Origin of the sequence: Pseudoalteromonas sp. SWXJ133 (assembly GCF_015864365.1) — a bacterium.
GTDB lineage: Bacteria > Pseudomonadota > Gammaproteobacteria > Enterobacterales > Alteromonadaceae > Pseudoalteromonas > Pseudoalteromonas arctica.
In genome coordinates this window covers 66,979-88,396 of the sequence record NZ_JADYXJ010000001.1, presented here as the reverse complement: position 1 = coordinate 88,396, position 21,418 = coordinate 66,979, and the positions used below count along the sequence as shown (strand labels likewise).

11 protein-coding genes are annotated in these 21,418 nt (G+C 38.9%); 9 read left to right on the top strand and 2 right to left on the bottom strand.

From position 1 onward, the window contains the following. Positions 1 to 26 precede the first annotated feature (26 nt). Positions 27 to 5,951, top strand: a complete 5,925-nt coding sequence (locus I6F40_RS00330; protein ID WP_197192323.1) for an MG2 domain-containing protein — start codon at positions 27 to 29, stop codon at positions 5,949 to 5,951. Further along, on the top strand, positions 5,932 to 8,322 hold the full coding sequence (pbpC, locus tag I6F40_RS00325; protein WP_197192322.1) for a penicillin-binding protein 1C: 2,391 nt from the start codon (positions 5,932 to 5,934) through the stop codon (positions 8,320 to 8,322). Before I6F40_RS00330 ends, pbpC begins: the two co-directional genes overlap by 20 nt. Before the next feature lie 291 nt (positions 8,323 to 8,613). Here pbpC and I6F40_RS00320 read toward each other — a convergent pair whose 3' ends face one another. After that, a complete protein-coding gene (locus tag I6F40_RS00320) occupies positions 8,614 to 9,228 on the bottom strand; it encodes a GntR family transcriptional regulator (protein ID WP_149605600.1) in 615 nt (204 codons plus the stop codon). Positions 9,229 to 9,399: 171 nt separating this feature from the next. Continuing rightward, positions 9,400 to 11,739: an agarase gene (locus I6F40_RS00315; protein WP_197119164.1), complete on the bottom strand. Its 2,340-nt coding sequence runs from the start codon at positions 11,737 to 11,739 to the stop codon at positions 9,400 to 9,402. A gap of 326 nt (positions 11,740 to 12,065) precedes the next feature. On the opposite strand from I6F40_RS00315, the gene I6F40_RS00310 reads away from it, so the two are divergent. From I6F40_RS00310 to I6F40_RS00280, 7 genes are all read left to right on the top strand, one after another. Further along, positions 12,066 to 13,661 carry an MFS transporter gene (locus tag I6F40_RS00310; RefSeq protein WP_165727473.1) on the top strand — a complete coding sequence of 532 codons (1,596 nt, stop codon included), beginning with the start codon at positions 12,066 to 12,068 and terminating at the stop codon, positions 13,659 to 13,661. After that, complete coding sequence (locus I6F40_RS00305; protein WP_165727474.1) at positions 13,658 to 14,596, top strand: sugar kinase; 939 nt, start codon at positions 13,658 to 13,660, stop codon at positions 14,594 to 14,596. Before I6F40_RS00310 ends, I6F40_RS00305 begins: the two co-directional genes overlap by 4 nt. 9 nt (positions 14,597 to 14,605) lie before the next feature. Then, positions 14,606 to 15,688 carry a glycoside hydrolase family 117 protein gene (locus I6F40_RS00300; RefSeq protein ID WP_165727475.1) on the top strand — a complete coding sequence of 361 codons (1,083 nt, stop codon included), beginning with the start codon at positions 14,606 to 14,608 and terminating at the stop codon, positions 15,686 to 15,688. A gap of 12 nt (positions 15,689 to 15,700) precedes the next feature. Then, entirely contained in the window at positions 15,701 to 16,756 is a 1,056-nt protein-coding gene (locus tag I6F40_RS00295; protein WP_197192321.1) for a UDP-glucose--hexose-1-phosphate uridylyltransferase, read from the top strand. Next, positions 16,753 to 17,907, top strand: coding sequence for a galactokinase (galK, locus tag I6F40_RS00290; protein ID WP_007582997.1), 1,155 nt, complete (start codon positions 16,753 to 16,755; stop codon positions 17,905 to 17,907). The genes I6F40_RS00295 and galK overlap by 4 nt, the downstream gene beginning before the upstream one ends. Before the next feature lie 10 nt (positions 17,908 to 17,917). Continuing rightward, positions 17,918 to 18,946 carry a UDP-glucose 4-epimerase GalE gene (gene galE, locus I6F40_RS00285; protein WP_166110879.1) on the top strand — a complete coding sequence of 343 codons (1,029 nt, stop codon included), beginning with the start codon at positions 17,918 to 17,920 and terminating at the stop codon, positions 18,944 to 18,946. 67 nt (positions 18,947 to 19,013) lie between these two features. After that, entirely contained in the window at positions 19,014 to 21,353 is a 2,340-nt protein-coding gene (locus tag I6F40_RS00280) for an alkaline phosphatase D family protein (protein ID WP_166419028.1), read from the top strand. Positions 21,354 to 21,418 lie beyond the last annotated feature (65 nt).

Here is a 21,418-nt window from a genome sequence, read left to right as displayed (position 1 = left end):
CAGTATAAAGAAAAAGGATTTTGAACGTGAATACAAAAACCGATTCAAAAGAGGCTAACCCAAAAGAGGTTAATCTTAAACAAAGTAAACTCGCTCCCAAAATAGCGAGCTTATTTATGAGTATTGTTTTTTCAGCCATAGGAACGGGCTTGTTTGGTTTGGTTGCAAGCTTATTTGGCAACGTAAATGTAACCGAAAAAACAGTTGGCAGTGTGTGGATTTTACTGACCACGTTTTTTGTTATTTTAAATGTATTTGGTGTCATTATTTGGCACAAGCCAAAGTGGTTAATTACTGCTATAAATAATGTGCTTAGATTTGCTAAAGAGCGTAAAACAGCATTTTTTAGCGCCGTGCTAATGCTGATATTAATTATAGCAGGCTATTGTTTTTTTCTTTCCTTACCACAGCCAATTAGTTACAAAGCAACTCACTCTACACCTGCTGTTACCACTTTATCTGATGTTTTAAACCCTGAACCGCTTTATATTGATTTTACTCCCGCTTTAGATGATGTAGAAAACACGGATGCAGTGTCTTACTCTGTGGCCAAGCTTGCGCTTGTTGGTAAAGTGATCCCCAAAGGTATTAAAGTCACGCCAGAGCTCATTGGACAGTGGTCTTGGAATAGTGAAAGCCAGCTTAAATTTATCCCAAAACAAGATTGGTCAGCAGGGCAAGAATATACAGTACGTTTTGATTCGTCTATTTTTAAAAGCGATATACACCTAAGCGATAATGAGCATGTATTTAAAACTCCCAACTTTGAACTAACACTTAGCTCGCTCGCTTTTTATCAAGATCCTAACGTTAAAAAAAGTCACAAGGTGGTTGCAACATTAAAAGCGACTCACCCAACAGATATAAGCACCATAAAAAATAATTTAAAGCTGACTCAATCACTTGATCAAGATGGCAAGAACGAACTCGCGCAATATAAATTTGATGTTACTTACGACAAACATCAACGAGAGATTTACATTACTTCAGAGCAAATACGTATTCAAGATACCGAAAGCTATCTGTATTTTGTGCTTAATAGCGGTGTAAAGCCGGTTATGGGTCCTTCTAAAACAACAGTAGAGATTAAAGACGCTGTGTTGATCCCAAGTGTAAATAGCTTTTTTAGAGTAAATACTGCCAATGTGTTGATGGTAAAAAATACGCAAGGGGAGCCCGAACAAACACTTGTTTTAGACTTCACAGACGATATTTCATCGCAAGATGTGGTTAGTAAAACGGTTGCTTACGTATTACCGACTAAAGATTCAAAAGGTAACTATAAGTACTTCAGTAGCCCACGAGAAGTTACTGATGCAGTGCTTAAGCAATCTCAAAAAGTTAAGTTAAATGCGATTCCTACCGCGCAAGATACAACTAAGTTACACAGTTTTACGTTTGACGCCCCTCAAAACCAGCAAGTTTATATCGCGATTGATAAGGGATTAAAGTCGACGGGTGAGTTTACGATGGTGAATAAATACGACACTATTTTAGATACGCCGGCTTATCCGACACAAGTAAATATTATGTCTAAAGGGTCTATATTATCAAAAAATGGCGATCATAAATTGTCATTTTTGACCCGCGGTGTAAACGCACTTCAAGTTAAAGTAGGTAGGGTAGAAGCCAATCAAATTAACCACCTTATAAGTCAAACCAGTGGTGATATTTCTAATCCAGAATTTAATAATTATTACTTTACAGAAGAAAACATAAGTTCAATTTTTACCAGACGAGTTAATTTAAAATCGGAGCACCCTAAAAAAGCGGTCTATTCATCTATTGATTTGAGTAGTAAGTATAATGAGTCAGTTGGTTTAGGCTTATTTTTTATAAATGCTCAAGCGTTAAATACAGAAGATAATTACGTATATGGACCCCAAGAAAAACGACTTATCCTTATTACTGATTTAGGTATTTTGGTAAAAAATAATGCAGATGGATCTCGCGATATATTTATCCAATCTATTGAAACAGGAAAACCGGTAGCAAAAGCGAAGGTGTCGTTATTGGGTAAAAACGGATTAGTTATTTTAAATACTAAAACAGATTCTGAGGGGCACGCATTTTTCGACAACACAACGTGGTTTACTGATGATCAAACTCCCGTTGCTTTTGTAGTCGAAACTAAAAGTGACATGTCTTTTATTCCTTATAATCGCTATGCTCGAATGGTTAACTACTCTCGGTTTGATACCGGCGGTGTAAGTTCTGGGCTCAGTGGTAGTAATAAAATAGATGCGTTTGTTTTTTCTGACCGTGGAATTTATCGACCAGGCGATAGCGTTAAACTTGCCACGATTGTGAAGCAACAAAACTTTACAAAACTGGGCGATATACCGCTTGAACTTATAATTACCGATCCTAAAGGGGCAACTGTTTATAATAAACGTGTGAGCTTGGATAAGTACGGATTGCTTGATTTTAACTTTAAAACACAAAGTAGCGCCAACACAGGAACGTATTATGTATCGGTGCAACTTATTAAAAATAATAATAGCCGCGATCAATTAGGCAGTACTGAGTTTAAAGTTGAAGAGTTTGTGCCTGATAGATTGAAAATTAGCAGTCAATTTTCTCAGTCATCTGCTAAGGGGTGGGTAAACAGCTCAAAATTTAAAGCATTGGTGAGTCTTCAAAACTTATTTGGTACACCTGCTCAAAATAGACGCGTTACCGCTGATTTACGTTTATCGCCAGCTGGTTTTTACTTTAATGAATACAAAGATTATGTGTTTTCAGATCCCCACAGTGAAGGGAAAAATATTAGACACAGTAATGAATCATTAACCGAAACCAAAACTGATGAACAAGGCAAAGCAGAGTTTGATATTGACTTAACCCGCTATGAGGCAGGTACTTATCAGTTAAATTTTGCAGTACAAGGGTATGAAGAAGGCGGTGGTAAAAGTGTTCGCGCAAGCAGCTCGGTGCTTGTTTCGCCAGTTGAGCAATTAGTTGGTTATAAAGCCGATGGCGATTTAAGCTACATATCAAAAGAGTCAAAACGTGTTGTAAAATTTATTAATATTAATTCAGAAACTGAGCAAGTTGCGCGTGATGATTTATCGCTAAATTTAATAGAACAACAATATGTATCTACGTTGGTGCAACAAAATAACGGCACTTATAAGTACCAATCGGTTAGAAAAAACAAACAGGTATCAAGCAATCCGTTTTACATTAAACAAGATGGCGCAAACTACGAATTACCCACAGCTGAGCCAGGTGATTACTTAATAGAACTCGTTGATGCCAAAGGGAATACCGTCAGTAGAGTATCGTTTACGGTAACCGGTACGGGTAACATAGCGGGTAAGCTTGAAAAGAATGCTGAACTGCAAGTTCAATTAAATAAACCGGATTACAAACCGGGCGAAACAATTGAAATAAGTATTGTAGCGCCTTATGTTGGCTCGGGTTTAATTACAATTGAAACCAATAAAGTACACGCATTTAAATGGTTTGAGAGTAAAACAACAAGTAGCATACAAACAATAACGCTACCTAAAGGGATAGAAGGCAATGCGTATGTTAATGTTTCATTTGTTCGAAGCCTTGAATCGAAAGAAATATTTACAAGCCCATTAAGCTACGCAGTTAAACCATTTGCGATTGATCGTAGTAAACGCGCAATAGATTTTGACGTAAACATACCTGATAAAGTAAAACCAGGTGACGATCTAGTCATTTCATATAGTGCTAAATCACCGTCACGTGTTCTGTTATTTGCTGTAGATGAAGGTATTTTACAAGTGGCGAATTATCGGACGCCAAAGCCGTTAAATCACTTCTTACAAAAACGTGCTTTAGAAGTTAGCACTATGCAAATTGTTGATCTTATTTTACCTGAATTTAAACTAGTGCAAGAGCTTGCTGCTGCCGGTGGTGGTTATGCTGAATCAATGGCAATGAACCGCAAGAGCAAGCAACTTAACCCGTTTTCTCGTAAGGTACAAAAACCAGTCGCATTTTGGTCTGGTATTTTATCGGCTGATGCTAAAACGAAAAAACATACGTTCACTATTCCAGATACTTTTGCAGGTCAGGTACGTGTAATTGCGATTGCCGTAAATGACGAGGGTGTTGGTGTTAAAGAAAGTACAACACTTGTAAAAGGGCCCTTTGTATTAAGCCCTAATGTATTAACGACAGCGGCACCAGGCGATGAGTTTGATATTGTACTTGGTATTGCCAATGGCGTTGAGGATTCAGGTAAACAACTCCCAATTACGGTAGAAGCGCTTGCTTCAAGCAACATTGAAATAATAAGTGATAAAAAACTAACGCTAAATATTGATGAAAAATCAGAAGACACATTAACGTTTAGAGTAAAAGTGCTCGACAAGCTTGGCGCTGCATCAATTACATTTACTGCGCTGTCGGGAGACAATGTTAGCCAACGTACGGCTACGTTAAGTGTACGCCCTGCGGTTGCATTTGTTAGTAGTTTTGAAAGTGGCTTTAGTGAATCAGGTAAAAAAGAAATAGCGGTTTCGAGACAGCTATATGCTAATTTAGCACAAAATAATATTACCGCTTCACAAAGCCCGTTAGCCCTTGTTGATGGTCTTATTAGTTATTTAGATAACTTTCCTCATATGTGTACCGAGCAAGTGGTGAGTAGTGTGTTTCCGGTGCTGAGTTATTTAGAACACCCAAGTTATATGGGCGACGTATCTTATAAACATGAGCGTATAAACAACTTAATAGACACCCTTCGTCAACGTCAGTTACCTGATGGTAGATTTATGTTATGGCCGGGTAATTCTAGTGCATCTATTTATTCTTCTCTTTATGTTATGCATTTTTTATTAGATGCAAAAGAAGCGGGCGTCGCAATACCTTATGATATGTGGAACAGTGGTTTTGAAGGTGTGCGCAGTATAGCGAGCGGATCTTTAGAGACGAATGACAGAAACCGCGCTTATGCTATTTATTTGCTAACACGACAAGGTGAGGTAACAACTAATTACTTATCTGATTTAGAAAAAAGCGTAAATGCGAGTAATAGCAAAATATGGCAACAAGATATAACGTCCGCGTTTATGGGCGCAACTTATCAGCTATTACGTGCAAGCGATAAAGCGCAAGCACTGATCAATAGCTATAAAATTGGGCAAAATACGCAACACGATAATTGGGGCGCTTACGACTCACGTTTAGCTCACGACGGACAGTATATTTATTTGTTATCAAAACATTTTCCTGCTCGCTTAAAGCAGTTAACTAAAGATGATTTGTTTACTGTAGTTGACCCTATTTTTAAAGGAGACTACAACACGTTGTCGTCTGCTTGGTCTGTACTTGCTATGACGGCATACTCAAAAGTTGCGTTATCACAAGCCCAGCCTGAAGATGTAAAAATAATGGCAACAACGACAAAGGCAGATAAAAAGGCATTAGACGTAACTTATGCACCTTATCCTAAAGCCTCGTTTTTAAATGACGTTAAAACGCTAGATGTATTAGCGCCACCTCGCTCATTTTACATGATGAGCCAAGCTGGTTTTGATACAAACGTGCCACAAAAGTCATTAAGTAATGGCTTAGAAGTTGTCAGAGAATACCAAGACGATAAAGGTAATGTGATAACCACCGCTGTTCAAGGTCAAGAACTAAACGTTGTATTACGAGTGCGTAGTACAACGGGTAAAAATATTTCGGATGTTGCTGTTATTGATTTACTACCTGGTGGATTTGAAGTACTCAGAGACAGCGTTCGCAATAGCTATAATCGCTGGACCTCTGATTATAAAGATATTCGAGAGGATCGCGTTATATTGTATGGCAGCTTTGGCGATAGCATGACTGAGCTTACTTACAAGATTAAGGCTACTGCATCTGGCAGCTTTGTAGTGCCATCGGCTTATGCTGAATCTATGTATGATTTAAGTATTAAAGCGCACTCAAAATCGGGTCGTTTTGATGTTACCGCCGCTAAATAAAAAGTTTAGTTTTATAATAAAAACGGCTTTTTTTACAACAGCACTGCTTGCAGTGCTGTTGTATTTATTTACTCCAAAGCCTGTTATTACCCAGCCCAATGCTTACTCAACGGCTTTTTACGATAGCAGTGATAAATTACTTCGTTTAATTTTAGCCGCAGACGATAGATATAGATTATGGACGCCAATAGATAAAATCCCTTTGAGCGTTCAACAAGCGACTTTATTGTATGAAGACCAAGACTTTTATGAGCATACTGGTGTCGATTTTATTGCTTTAATAAATGCGTTTTATACTAGCTATATTAAAAGAAGTCACCGAGTTGGTGCCTCAACAATAACAATGCAAGTAGCCCGGTTGCACTTTGAGATGAACACGCATGTTATTTTTGGAAAAGTAGAACAAATACTTCGAGCGTTACAAATTGAGCGACACTACAGTAAAAACCAAATACTCGAGGCGTATTTTAATTTAGCGCCTTATGGATCAAATATTGAAGGTGTTGGTGCAGCTAGTTTAATTTACTTTAAGAAACCAGCCATTGATCTTAATTTACCTGAATCATTATTACTTAGCTTAATTCCGCAAAACCCAACCAAACGAAATCCCATTAAAAAGTCGGCTAAATTGGTATTGCTAGAAACAAGAAAAAAACTGTTTACTCGTTGGCTTGAAAAATATCCAGAGGATAAACATTGGCTAGCAGCTATGCAATTACCGATAAAGGTATATGCCTCTTCAGACTTACCTTTTGAAGCCCCACATTTTATTAATAATTTACAAAGCGAGTACCCGCACCTAAAGCCGGGAGAATATAAAACGTCGATAGACCTTAATTTACAAAACTTACTTCAGCGCCATGCAAAAAATTATATTAATCGTAGGCAAAGAGACGGGCTTAGTAATACGTCTGCTATTTTACTAAATTATAAAACTATGGAAGTAGTTGCTGAATTAGGCTCTGTGGATTTTTTTAATAATGACATTAGCGGTCAAGTAAATGGTGTAAGAGCTAAACGGTCGCCAGGTTCAACCCTTAAACCATTTATTTATGCGCTTGCTATAGACGAAGGGTTAATTCATCCATTAACGCTTGTAAAAGATGCCCCCAAACGCTTTGGAGGATATACACCAGAGAACTACGATCAACAGTTTTTAGGCCCTATATCAGCCACTGAATCGCTCGTGTTGAGCCGTAATGTGCCTGCCGTTAATTTGATGTATCGCTTACAAAAAGTTGGGTTATACGATTTACTCGTTGCTGCCGATGTTAAAAAGCTTCAGCCTAAAGAGTTTTATGGTTTAGCGCTTGCGCTGGGCGGCAGTGAAGTAACGATGCTAGAGCTCGTTAAGTTATACGCTATGTTAGCTAATTTAGGGGTGTATAAGGATGAAGTTATATTAAAAAAAGACGCCACTGTTATTAACCAAAACAACCCAAACAGCCCAAACAACCCAAACAAACATATCAAGCAACTCATCAGCCCAGAGGCAGCCTACCTGACTTTACAAATGCTAAGTAAAAATAGTGCAGTTGATGAGATCTCATTTCAAAAAGAAAGAAGGCAATCATATCCTGTATATTGGAAAACAGGTACTTCATTTGCTTTTCGTGATGCATGGTCAGTAGGTATTATTGGCCCGTATGTTTTAGCTACATGGGTTGGTAATTTTTCAGGAGAAGGGCACCCATCTTTTATTGGGCGACAAGCAGCCGCGCCTTTGTTTTTCGAAATAATACGTTCATTAGATAGTTACGGCTTAATCAAAGGCAATATAAAACCAGGTGGTTTAAATATTACAGAAGTAGATATTTGCTCTACAACAGGTGATTTACCTAATGTGCATTGCCCTAAAACAGAAAAAGGGCTTTTTATTCCAGGTAAGTCGCCAATTAAAGTGTCCGATGTACATCGTGAAATTTATATTGATAAAGCGTCGGGATTACGTGCTTGTCAGTATGATGAATCTACAACGACAAAAGCAGTTTATGAATTTTGGCCATCTGACTTAGTCAGATTATTTAAGCAAGCAGGTATTGTTAAACGCCAGCCTCCACCTTATTTAGATTCATGCTTAATTAATGACACGAGTACACGAGGCTCAGCACCGAGTATTACATCCCCGAGTAATTTAATTAGCTACACGATAAGAGCCAGTAAATTAAAGCAAGAAAGCCTGCCTTTTAGTGCAACCACAGATACAGATTCACGTATTTTATACTGGTTTGTAGATAACAGTTTTGTAGGTAAAGTAGAGCGAGATACGCCTTTTTTCTGGCACCCGCAAGTAGGCGAATTTGACGTAAGAGTGGTTGATAATTTAGGGCGTAGCGCATCAGTTTCAATGCGTGTAAAGCTCGTTCAGTGATATTGAGTGTTCATGCATTTAATGTAATAAATAAAGGGTAGTTTTTTATAACTGAAATTTATATAAACGAGAGCGATTTACTCTTTCTTACCTACATGGATGTGGATGATGGTAAGGGGCGTGAGCTGGACGCGGAGCTTTTGCTCGGTAGCCCACTAGACTACAAATCTCGGGCCGCGATTAAATCGGCTCCTAGATTGAAAAAATTTCAATCTACAAAGATCAACACGCCCTTATGACTTCATAGCCGCTAGTTTATATAACGGAGTATCAAAATGACTTCGAAAGTAGTTACTTGATATTATGTTTTACAGCCTTAACTGCTGCGGCGCTATCTTGTGCTTTTAGTGCTTCTAAAATAGCGCGGTGCTCGTTTACACATTCAGAACTTGAAGTAATTCGCTTATAGTTTAAACGCATACGCATGACATACGGATACCAAATATTTACCAGCTCTTCGCCCCCAGCTTGGTATATTAAATACTGATGAAACGAAATATCAATTTTAGTTACTTCGGTATAATCTTCTCTATCGAGCGCGTCTTCTAAAGATGCTAAAATGCCTTCTAGTTCAGCAATGTTTTGATCAGTTAAATTACCGTTTAACTCTGTGATTGCGTACTCTTCTATGCTGCGACGAAGTTTAATCATTAAACGCTGTAGCTTAGGCTCTAGTACGCTGTTGACTGATGCGCCGCAATTATTTCGCGAAATCAACAGACCTTCTTTTGTTAATTGCAAAATCACATCTCGAATTGGACCTCTGGAGAGACCAAATCGCTCTGCCAGCTCTTTTTCATTTAACTTAGTTTGTGGTGGCATTTCACCAGAGATTATATCTGAGCGTAATTGCTCAGCTATTTGATCTTTTACAGATAAAATTTTAGTTGCTCTGTTACCAGCCATATTTATTCCTAAATTTGATTAACTTTATCTGACCCTAACATTAATTAATAAGCTTTGTTAATTTAGTCAAGATCATGTACTTATCTCAGTGTATATAAAAAAAGTGGAATGGTCTATTGTCAACACATTACAATAGACCAATAAATGTACAATTAATGACTGTATTTACGATTATTTTTTAAAACGTCGTTCATACATAGACTCATTCATTGCTTTAGCTGCTTCAACCATTTCAGTATAGGGGCGATCTGTAACGCTAATAAAGCCAACATTATAGTTTTCGCCATCGTAGGCTCTACCAGTAATTGGCGAGTCGATATATTGAAACCAATGTGCGCCAATAAAGTAAGGGTTGTCGATGACTGAGTTCATGTAATCTGTATACATTTTTGCTCTGTCTTGCTGGTTAGCTGCATGTATTAACCCAGGGTGAAACAAACCCGAGTCAGATGCGCCAATATGAAATTCGCCAATAATTGCTGGTTTATCAAATTGTGATAAAAATGCCCATTTATCTTCTCTTAAGCCTTCTTTGTATGCATTAAAGCTTATTACATCTACATACTTAGCAGATGCTTTAACCACTTCGATTGGCATGCCCCAATCCGGAAAACGTGCACCTAAATACATATGATTTGGCAGGTATTTATCCATAGCAGCATCTACAACACTAAAATACTTGTCGGCATAGGCTGTAAGTAAAATAGCAAAATCACTCAGTTGTTCTTCATTTTTTATATCAACCGTTACACCTTTGTCAAACTCAACCCATGAGGCTAAGTTTAAGTGCCATACCTTATTAAGTTTAGCGACATCGGTATATTTTTCTTTCATTAAACGAGAAAATTCAGCTTTAGTAGGCACTGTTTTAGCATCACGGCCTAAGGTATTAATAACAATACCATAATGGCTTTTAACGGAATCAGGGCGGCCAAAGCTTTTTTCGTTATCAATAAATACGCCTACTGCCCAAGGCGAATTTTTAACTTCTTTTGCAACAACACTAACGGTTTCGTTAGCACGCACTGTAAATTCAGGGTCGAATACATCCGGCATGGCTCCCCAAAAATCGCTTCCGCTTGATACGGTTTTAAAATCACCTATAATCCAACCATTGGCAAAGTAGGGCACTTTTTGATTATCGTAATAACTCGGATCAGTCCAATTACCCAGTGAGCTAAAGCCCCATGTGATCATTCTATCGAGGGTAACTTCTCGCCATTTTTGCATGTAATCTGCATTATTTTGACCATATTTACGTTCTAAATTAGCTGCGTAAAAGCTATATGTTTCGCCGTGTTCTAACGGACCCGAATGCGCACTTTTACGATAGCCAAAATGTTTACCTAGAGGCTCATTATAATCAGGTAGCCATTCAAATAAATTTTTACGCACTTGTGACGCTACAAAGCGGCTTTTAAGCGCTTCTTTATTTACTTGGTTTAACCCTTTTGAATCCTCAGGTGTTACCCCTGCATCCGCTGGTTTTGCCAATAATGCTTGATCAAAATCGTAACCAGTTAGTGTGGTTGAGTTTGCAAGACGAATGATATCAATACCGGTTGCAAGGTATAAATAGCCATCAGGGTCGACTAATGACCATTTATCATTATATTTAGCCGTTCTAAAATAACCAGTAGCTTCTAATTTTGGACCTTCTGCCCAGCCACCAAAGCGTGAGCGATTAGTAGGGCGTTTAGAAAGTAACTGTGCTGCTTCTTGTTTTTTGTCGCTCAATAGCTCGGCTTCTGAATGTACCTTCCCTGAAAATTCTTGTTTGGCATTTTGGCCAAATTCATCAACAATTTTGGTTAAAAAAGCAGTATTAAATTGAGGGTTTTTACGAAGTGAAATAGATTTTATTGCCAGCTCTTTGTCATGCAATGTACTTTGCACGCTAATTGCTATTTTAGCGATGCCTTTTAAGTTAAGATTTTTTTTACCCCACATAGAAATAAACTGTACCTCATCAGACTCCCATGTATCAGGGTTTGAACGAAGTCCTGAGGTAAAGTTAAGTTCTACATTTTCTTTGCCATCGGGCGTTGCAAGGTCGTGGCCGTCAAGTTTTGCGTAATACGTGTTGTATCCACCTACCGGCACATTAACGCTACGCGTATAGTTAGCACCGTCAATATCGGAGATATCTAAATAGATTTGTACAGAGTGTGTTCCTGGGTTTGCCAATTCAAAGGCAAGATTAAAATCACTAAATTCACTCCAATCCCAAGGTTTTTCCGGTGAAAAAACAATACTAGCGTACGAATTTTTCTTAGATTGAAATGTCACATCTAATACAGAGTTTTCTGCCTTTACAGTGGCTGCATTACTTTTGTATTGAACTGGGGTTAGCTGTGTGTGTGCAGCATCAGCAAATAAATACATTAATGTATCTGCTGAATTAACCTCTGTAGGCTCATTGGTTGGTTTTTCAACCTTGATTTCTTGTTGGTTACAGGCACTTAGCGCAAGTAAGAGCGATGTGAGTAGTATGTTCTTTTTATATTTCATTGCTGTTCAACCTTTAATTACAATTTAACATACCATACAACAAAAAAACCAAATTGAATATTGTTGACAATGTGCAATTTTTGTTTTTATGTGTTATTTATAATAAACTTTTGATTTTGTTTAACTAATTTTTAATGTTAATTGTAAAAGAGTTTAAGTTAAAGCATGATTTCTTAAAATAGATGTTGCAAGTGCGTTAATTTTGAAATAGTCTCGAAGTTATTACTCATGGTTAATTGTTAACAATGTTGGGTTTTGACACTAGCACTCGCTTTATTCTCTATATAAAGCAACACACAATGATAACAACAAAGTTGGATAGAAGTATGAATGGTAGCAAACGTAATGTGTTTTTCTTTGCATTTATCGTCGCCTTTGGTGGCTTTATTTTTGGATTAGACGCTGCTCTTATTTCAGGTACGGTTCGTTTTGTATCTGCAGAATTTAATTTATCTGACATCCAAATAGGCACTGTAGTAAGTGCGCCTGGTTTTGGTGTGCTATTTGCTTTAGTCATTACCGGTTACATATGCAATATGTTTGGCCGAAAAAATACCTTAATAGGCATTGCGTTTATATACATACTGTCGGCAATTGCATCGGTTTTCGCGCCAAGTTACGAGCTATTAGTTACTGCTCGTTTTATAGGTGGATTAGCATTCACGTCTTTATCGGTCGCTGCTATGTATATAGGTGAAGTTGCACCGTCTAAGTACCGTGGTAAATTAGTGTCTATGATTCAAATAAATATTGTTGTTGGATTATCCGCAGCGTATTTTGCTAACTACTTACTTGTTGATTTAGCTCACAGTAATTTTGAGTGGGTAACACAGTGGAATGTACAAGATAATTTATGGCGCTGGATGCTAGGCGTTGAGATTATTCCTGCTATTTTATGGTTTTTATTATTATTTACTATTCCCCAAAGCCCGCGTTGGTTAGTTATGAAAGGCAACGAAACACGCGCTATAACTATCTTGCATCGTTTAAATAAAAATACTGAATTGGCCCAAGAGCAACTTAAGAGTATTAAAGAGAGCTTGGTTGATTACAGCGAAACAGGTGGGTATTTTTCTTCATTTAAACAGCTACTCGAAAGTCGTGTTCGCACAGCTGTCATTATTGCTTTTACTATTGCTATTGTGCAGCAAGTGACGGGGATTAACGCCATAATGTTTTATGCTCCAACGGTGTTTGAACAACTGGGAGTCGGCACTGATGCTGCTTTTTTTAACGCTGTTTTAATTGGTTTAGTCAGTATTGTATTTACTGTGGTAGCTATTGCTTTGATAGATAAGTTAGGGCGCAGACCCCTTGTTATTTGGGGATTAGCAGCTGCAACAATTAGTTTGTTTATGTGTTATTTAGGCTTTAGCCAGGCAGAATATAGTTTGTCGGCTGAAGATATAACCTCGTTTTCAGCGTTAAACTCTATTACAGGACTGGAGCACATAATTGGTACCGTGTATCACAGTGATATTGAATTTAAGCAGGCTTTAGCGAGCGTACTTACAGCTTCGCAACAGCAATTATTTGAAAGCGATTTAATTTCACGCGCAGCAACTATAAACGCGCCACTTATATCATTTGGTATAGCGGGCTTTATTGCAGCCTTTCACTTTTCGATTGGGCCAATTATGTGGGTAATATTTTCTGAAATATTCCCGACTCGTATTCGAGGTGTGGCCATTCCTACCTTTGCATTTATAGCCAGTGTAATTAGCTATTTTGTTCAGCAGTTTTTCCCATGGCAGCTAAGTAATTTAGGCGCTGCAAACATCTTTTTACTTTATACCGTATCGGGTGTAGCCGGCTTTGCATTGTTATTTAAGTTTATGCCAGAGACTAAAAATAAATCGATAGAAGAAATTGAAGTCTACCTAGAAGGCCTACACACTAAAAAAGTACAGGAGGGTGTGTGAGTACTTTACTCGCTATAGGCGAATGTATGGTTGAGCTAGTACCAACAGGTATTAGCGAATGCAAGCAGTCATTTGCGGGCGATACTTACAATGCTCTTGTGTATGCAAAGCGTTTTGCTAACACACTAAATTGCGCGCTATTTACAGCTGTAGGTAGCGACGTCCTGAGTGCCAATATGCTCAAATGTTGGCAACAAGAAGGTATTAATACACAAAACGTGATTACAACAGCAGACTATAACGTGGGTATTTACGCTATTTCAACGGATGCTGATGGTGAGCGAAGCTTTGATTATTGGCGTAATCAATCAGCAGCGAAGCATATGATGAGTTTATATACTCAAAAGCCATTTAATTTAGGTTTGAAAGAATCAGACTGGGTGTTTTTCAGTGGCATTAGTTTAGGTATTTTAGATGATGAATCTAAACAAGGTTTACTCACATTATTAGCTGCTCTTAAAAAACAAGGCTGCACAATTGCGTTCGACCCTAATTATCGCGCGCGTATGTGGCAATCAAAAAGCCACGCTATTGAATGGCTAGAGCGTGCTTATGCGCTTAGTAATGTAGTTTTACCAGGTCTTGATGATCACCGTGTGTTATTCGGTCATTCAAGCATTGAAGAGATTGTTCAGTACTGTACACAATTTGATATCGACGAAATTGTTATTAAAGCTGGTAGTGCCGGGATGCAGGTTTATTGCAAAGATGATCTTAAAGCGTCATGTCCGTTTACACCCGCTGCAAAGCAAGTTGATAGTACAGCGGCAGGTGACTCATTTGCCGGAACCTACTTAGCCGCCAGAATGTGTGCACAAAACCCTCAAAATGCATTAGAAATGGCTGACAGTGTTGCCTCACAAGTTGTGCAGCATCAAGGCGCGATTTTACCTCTTGACGTATACCAGTCGCTAAATATAAGCCTAGGTAAGTAAGGAATTAACATGTCTGATAAAAAATTAAGTTTAGCAAGTAAGCGTGCAATAGAGCGTGGCTACGATAAATATGGCCCGCAGTGGCTTACAGAATTTGATATAGAACCGTTGCTGGGTGATTTTGCCTATGAAGAAGGGGTTATACGTCGCGATCCTTCATCTGTTTTATACATTGATGGTGTTTACCATTGTTGGTACACCAAAGGTGAGGGGGAAACGGTTGGTTTTAACTCTACTAATCCGAATGACAAAGTATTTCCATGGGATTTAACGCAAGTTTGGCATGCCACCTCAAAAGACAGTATTACATGGCAAGAACAAGGCTTAGCTGTAAGCCCAGGTAAACCAGGTGATTACGACGACAGAGCAATTTTTACGCCTGAAGTGTTTGAACACCAAGGTCATTATTATTTGGTTTATCAAACAGTACAAACACCTTATACAAATCGTCAGTACGAACATATTGCAATAGCTCACTCTGAATCTGCATTTGGGCCGTGGATAAAATCACCAAAACCGATTGTAAGCCCAAGCAAAGATGGTAAATGGCTTGGTGATGAAGACAGTCGTTTTGCAGTAACAGCTAAAGGTAGTTTTGATAGTCATAAAGTACACGACCCATGTTTAGTATTTTTTAATAATAAATTTTACTTGTACTACAAAGGCGAAACCCAAGGCGAAGGAATGAACTTTGGTGGTCGTGAAATAAAACACGGTGTTGCTATTGCTGATGATGTATTAGGTCCTTATGTTAAATCGCCTTATAACCCTATTTCAAATAGCGGTCATGAGGTCGTTGTTTGGAATTATAAAGGGGGTATTGCTAGTTTGCTAACAACCGATGGCCCTGAAAAAAACACCATTCAATTTGCTCAGGACGGTATTAATTTTGAAATTATGGCGCATATAAAAGGCGGTCCAGAAGCGATAGGCTTATATCGACCAGCGCAAGGGTTTGAGCAAAATCCAGCACCTGGAATTAGCTGGGGGTTGTGCCATAAATACGATGCCAGTTGGAACTGGAACTATATTTGTCGTTTTACTCCTCGTAAGCAAGTGCTCGACGCCGGTACCTTTCAAAACAGTAACTAGGGAAAGTAAAGAATGAGTGAGCAACAAAATCAATTTGACCCGACAGAGCATCCACACCGGCGTTTAAACCCATTATTAAATGAATATGTGTTGGTGTCGCCACACCGGGCTAAACGCCCATGGCAAGGTCAAGAAGAAAGTGTAGATATTGAGGTTAAACCAGAATACGACGAAAGCTGCTTTTTATGTAAAGGCAATACGCGTATTAACGGTGAAGTAAATCCAGATTACAAAAACACCTTTGTGTTTACTAATGACTTTGCCGCCTTGCGTGAAGGTGTGCCTGATGTGGAGCAAATCGATCCCCTATTTAGCATGCATACAGAGCGTGGCACTGCGCGTGTTATTTGTTTTTCGCCTAATCATGCAAAAACACTACCAGAGCTCAGTGTTTCGCAAATTACAAATGTAGTATGCACATGGCAAGAGCAATGCCAAGAGTTATCAAAAACTTACAACTGGGTTCAGGTATTTGAAAATAAAGGCGCTGTAATGGGATGCTCTAACCCGCATCCACATGGTCAAATTTGGGCACAAAATAAATTACCGAGTTTGGTTGCACGTAAACATACAAACCTTAGTAACTATTATAAACAGTATGGCAGTAGTTTATTGCTCGATTACGCAAAACGTGAGATGGAATTAAATGAACGCGTAGTATGTGTAAACGATGATTGGCTTGTGGTTGTTCCTTATTGGGCTGCATGGCCATTTGAAACACTGCTATTACCTCGGTTTGCAGTTACTCAAATGATAGAGCTGACAGACGCTCAACAAAGTACTCTAGCTGAAATTATTAAAAATATAACAACTCGTTACGACAACTTGTTTCAGTGCTCGTTCCCTTACTCTATGGGCTGGCATGGCGCGCCTTATGATGGTCAAAGCCACTTATTTTGGCAATTACATGCGCAGTTTTTACCGCCATTACTACGATCAGCCAGTGTTAAAAAATTTATGGTTGGTTACGAGATGATGGCCGAAGCACAGCGCGATATAACGCCAGAGCAAGCTGCCACTATTTTGAAGAAACAATCACTAACGCATTATAAAGAGAGCACTAAATGAATGTTGAACAAAGCGCACGGTTAGCTTTTTCAAACCACTTTGGACGCGATGCCGACTTTGTTGTCAAAGCCCCAGGGCGTGTTAATTTAATTGGTGAGCACACCGATTACAATGACGGTTTTGTACTGCCTTGTGCCATTGAATACGCTACTTACATTGCGGTGTCCCCTCGAACTGACGATGTAGTAAATGTACTTGCACTTGATTGCGATAACCAAACCGACAACTTTTTAGTAAATAAACCGCTTAATAGCCACAGTACGCAAACGTGGAGTAATTATGTTCGCGGCGTAGTTGATGAACTGCAAAAACGAAATCATAAACTCAGTGGCTGCGATATATGCATCACAGGTAATGTCCCGCAAGGAGCTGGTCTGAGCTCATCGGCTGCACTTGAGGTAGGTATTGCTTATGCATTTAATCACTTATGCGAACTGTTTATTGAGCGAAAAGACATAGCCAAAATTGCACAAGCAGCCGAAAACAATTTTGTGGGCTGCAACTGTGGAATTATGGATCAGCTTATATCGGCGTGTGGTCAGCAAGGACAAGCATTGGGTATAGATTGCCGCTCACTTGATTTAATTGAAGTGAGTATTGACCCAAAGATGACCATTTTAATGGTTAACTCAAACGTTAAACGTGGCTTGCTAGATAGTGAATATAATTTACGCCGAGAACAATGTTATGCAGGAGCAGAAGCCTTGTCTAAACCGAGCTTGCGGGAAGTAAGTATTGGTGAGTACGAAAGTAAAAAGCATACCCTTGACCCAAGTGTAGCTAAACGTGTTGAGCATATAGTGTATGAAAATGTGCGCACATTAGAAGCTATGCAAGCTTTTACTAATAACGATATCGCCAAACTAAGCACACTAATGGCACAAAGCCATGCTTCTATGCGGGATTTGTTCGAAATAACCACCTCCCAAATCGACACTCTTGTTAATATTATCGCAAAAGTAATTAACGAACACGGCGGCGTAAGAATGACGGGCGGTGGCTTTGGTGGTTGTGTAGTGGCGTTTGTTCCTAATTTTTTGGTAGAGAATGTAATTAGTGCTATTGAAACGCAGTACGAGCAACAAACAGGATTAAAAGAAACGATTTACACAAGCGTACCTTCAGCTGGTGTATCACTTATAAGAGCATAAGGACAATCTAATGAAAAAAGTACTGGTAACAGGAGGCGCGGGATATATTGGCAGCCATACTGTTTTAAGCTTATTAAAAGATGGTTTTGACGTAGTAGTAATAGACGATTTAAGTAACTCGAGTCGTGAATCGCTAACTCGCGTAGAAGCGTTATCAAAGCGAAAAGTTGAATTTATTCACGCCAGTTTACTTGATAACGATAAGTTGTCTGCCACGTTTAGCGAGCATAAATTTGATTCAGTTATTCACTTTGCAGGTTTAAAAGCGGTAGGCGAATCCATAGAAAAACCACTTGAGTATTATTATACCAACCTGGTGTCTACCTTAAATTTATGCCAATGCATGCTTAAATATAATGTTAATAAACTCGTGTTTAGCTCATCAGCTACAGTTTATGGACAAGGCGCCTCGGTGCCTTATACCGAAAGTTTACCTCTAGGGCGTGCAGCAAGCCCGTATGGGCAAACAAAGGTAATGATTGAGCAAATACTACAAGAAATAGTAGCCTCAAATACTGGTTTGCAAGTAGCAAGCTTACGCTACTTTAATCCTATTGGCGCAGATATTAGCGGCCAAATAGGGGAAGATCCATTAGGTATTCCTAACAATTTAATGCCCTTTATTGCTCAAGTTGCTGTAGGTAAACGTGACAAATTAGCCATTTATGGAGGCGATTACCCTACTGAAGACGGCACATGCGAGCGTGACTATATACACGTTAGTGATTTAGCCAATGGTCATATTAAAGCCCTTAAATGGCTTGGCGAGCAACACCACAGTCTATATGAAGCATTTAACCTAGGCACTGGTACTCCTTATTCTGTGCTTGGCATAGTAAAAGCATTTATTGAGTATACCGGAGTTGATATTAACTTTGACATTGTAAAGCGCCGAGATGGCGACTTAGCTGCCTTTTGGGCCGATTCATCTAAAGCCCAGTCTGTTTTAGGCTGGCAATGTCAATATACCCTCGCAGACATGATGAAAGACACATGGCGCTGGCAAAGTAATAACCCTAATGGCTACCTGAATGCATAACCCCCTTATGTAAAAACACTGTCTACACAAGGCGTCTTATTAACACACAATAATAAAGGTGATTAAAATGAAACGGAGAAGTTTTTTAAAACTCAGCGCTGGTCTACTAAGTTCAAGCCTGTTAAGTGGTTGCAGCGGATTATTTGCATCATACCGAGGTGACTTAACCTCAACTGCGCCATTAGATAATACTAATTTTAGTAAGCAGGTGTGGCTTGGTAAGCATTTTTGGGGCAACAGACTACAAGATTGGCAGCGTATAGGTAATGAGCTTTTATGTACCCGAGAAGGAAAAGATTTTGAAGCGCGTACTGTATCGTTACTCACCAGGCAACTTAATGGCTCATTACAAAGTGGGCGTATAAAAGCCACCGTACGCAATTTAACACCGAATGAAGAGGGCTTTTGTGGATTTTTATTAGGAATTGGCAAAGGTGAGCTATCAGCTAAAGGTGCTGCTTTAGCACAGCGAGCTGGTGGCGAAAATGGCGGAATAATTGCCGCCTTTGACAGTTTAGGTAAATTATCATTTAGACAGTTTGATGATGAAAGCAAAGCGCTTGATTTTACTATTATTAATCGTACTCCATTTAATATACAACAATATAAAAGCGGCGATAAAATAACACTCGATTGCCATTTAGACCCAATAGATGCACACCATTTTGATATTCGTCTTGTGGCAAGTAACACAAATACAGCCCAGGAGTTAGGATTTGCAGTACTTCACAAAGTACCCGCAGAACAACTGCAAGGGGGGATTTCGTTATTAAGCTCCTCAGAGCCTTTTGTAGCAGGCGCACGTTGGGGGTTTAGTGATATTGAAACCGGTGGCGGTAAAATAACTCTAAATAATGCCAATACCTTAGGCCCGGTTATGGGGTGTATGTATAGCGTTAATAAACAGGTACTCAAGTTATCTTGTCAGTTAATGCCTATTAATATTAAAGAATTTTCACGCGTAGAGCTGCAATATAAGTTTGAAAACCAATTGGATTGGCAGCATGCAGGCACAGCAAAAATTGAAGATGGGTTTGTAGCAAGGTTTAGGTTAAGTAATTGGAACTATTTAAAACAAGCTCAATACAGAATTGTTAACCCACAAAAGCCTGAAGACACTTTATACTTTGGCACTATTGCTAAGGACCCACAAAATACTAAAGAATTCACGATTGCATTGTACTCTTGTATTATTCCTACTTCTAAAAGCTTAGACAACACACATTACACACGCCTTATTAGTAGCGAGCGCGATTTAGGACGTTACACCAAAGACAATATTTTATTTCCTCACACTGAACTTGTAGAAAATGCTAATTACCATAACCCTGATATGTATGTCTTTTGTGGCGATCAGTACTACGAAACATACCCGACTCGCTATGGTCGCCACACCAAAGATGCCAAACTAGATACCTTATATAAATGGTACTTATGGTACTGGGCGTTTGCCGATAGTATAAAAGATAAGCCTACACTTGTTTTAGTTGATGACCATGATGTGCTGCAAGGTAACTTGTGGGGCGATGGTGGCGATCACTCCGATATGCTAAAAGAGGAAGACGGCGGTTATAAGTGGGACAAAGACCTTGTTAGAATGATCTACCGTATGCAAAATGGGCATAATCCGGACCCTTACGATCCCACACCGATAAAATATGATATTCCGGTTAGTTATGCTGCATTTGAATATGGCGGTATTAGTTTTGCGATGGTTGAGGATCGTAAATTTAAAACGCCACCTGACTACAAAGCTAATAAGCTTGCCACAACGGGTGAGTTATTAGGTAAACGCCAAGAAGCCTTTTTAAAAGACTGGCAAACTATGCACCCGGGTAAACCTAAAATATGTATTACAGCTTCCATGTGGGGGTCGCCTCAAACCGATGAAAATGGCAAAGCATTAATAGATTACGATGCAAATGGCTACCCGGCTGATGGGCGTACACGCGCAGTAAAACTAGTAAGTGACGCTAACGCATTAGTAATTGCGGGAGATCAACACCTCGGATTGCTTGCCTATCAAGGAATCAATACTTTTGATGATGGCAGCTTGTTTTTTGCAGGCCCAGCTAGCGCAGCATTTTGGCAGCGATGGTTTGAACCCTACGCACCTTTACCAAATCAGCGAAACAACGACAAAAACACCGGTGATTTTACCGACACGTTTGGCAATAAAATGCGAGTTCTAGCGGCAGCTAACCCAAAAGTTACGCATAAACTTTTTGCTAAACAAAATACAACGTGGGGTAAGTTTTTAGCTGACAGAAACTTAAAAAGTGAAGGTTATGGAATTATTAAAATAAACCATGCAAAAAAATATTATCAATTAGAGTGCTGGGAGTGGAATACAGATCCATCAACAGAAAAGCAGTTTACTGGTTGGCCGTATATAAAAGAATTTTGATTAGGCTAGAACTATTGACGATAAACTCTGTGTAAATATTTACTTTAACACTGTTACTTAAGAGC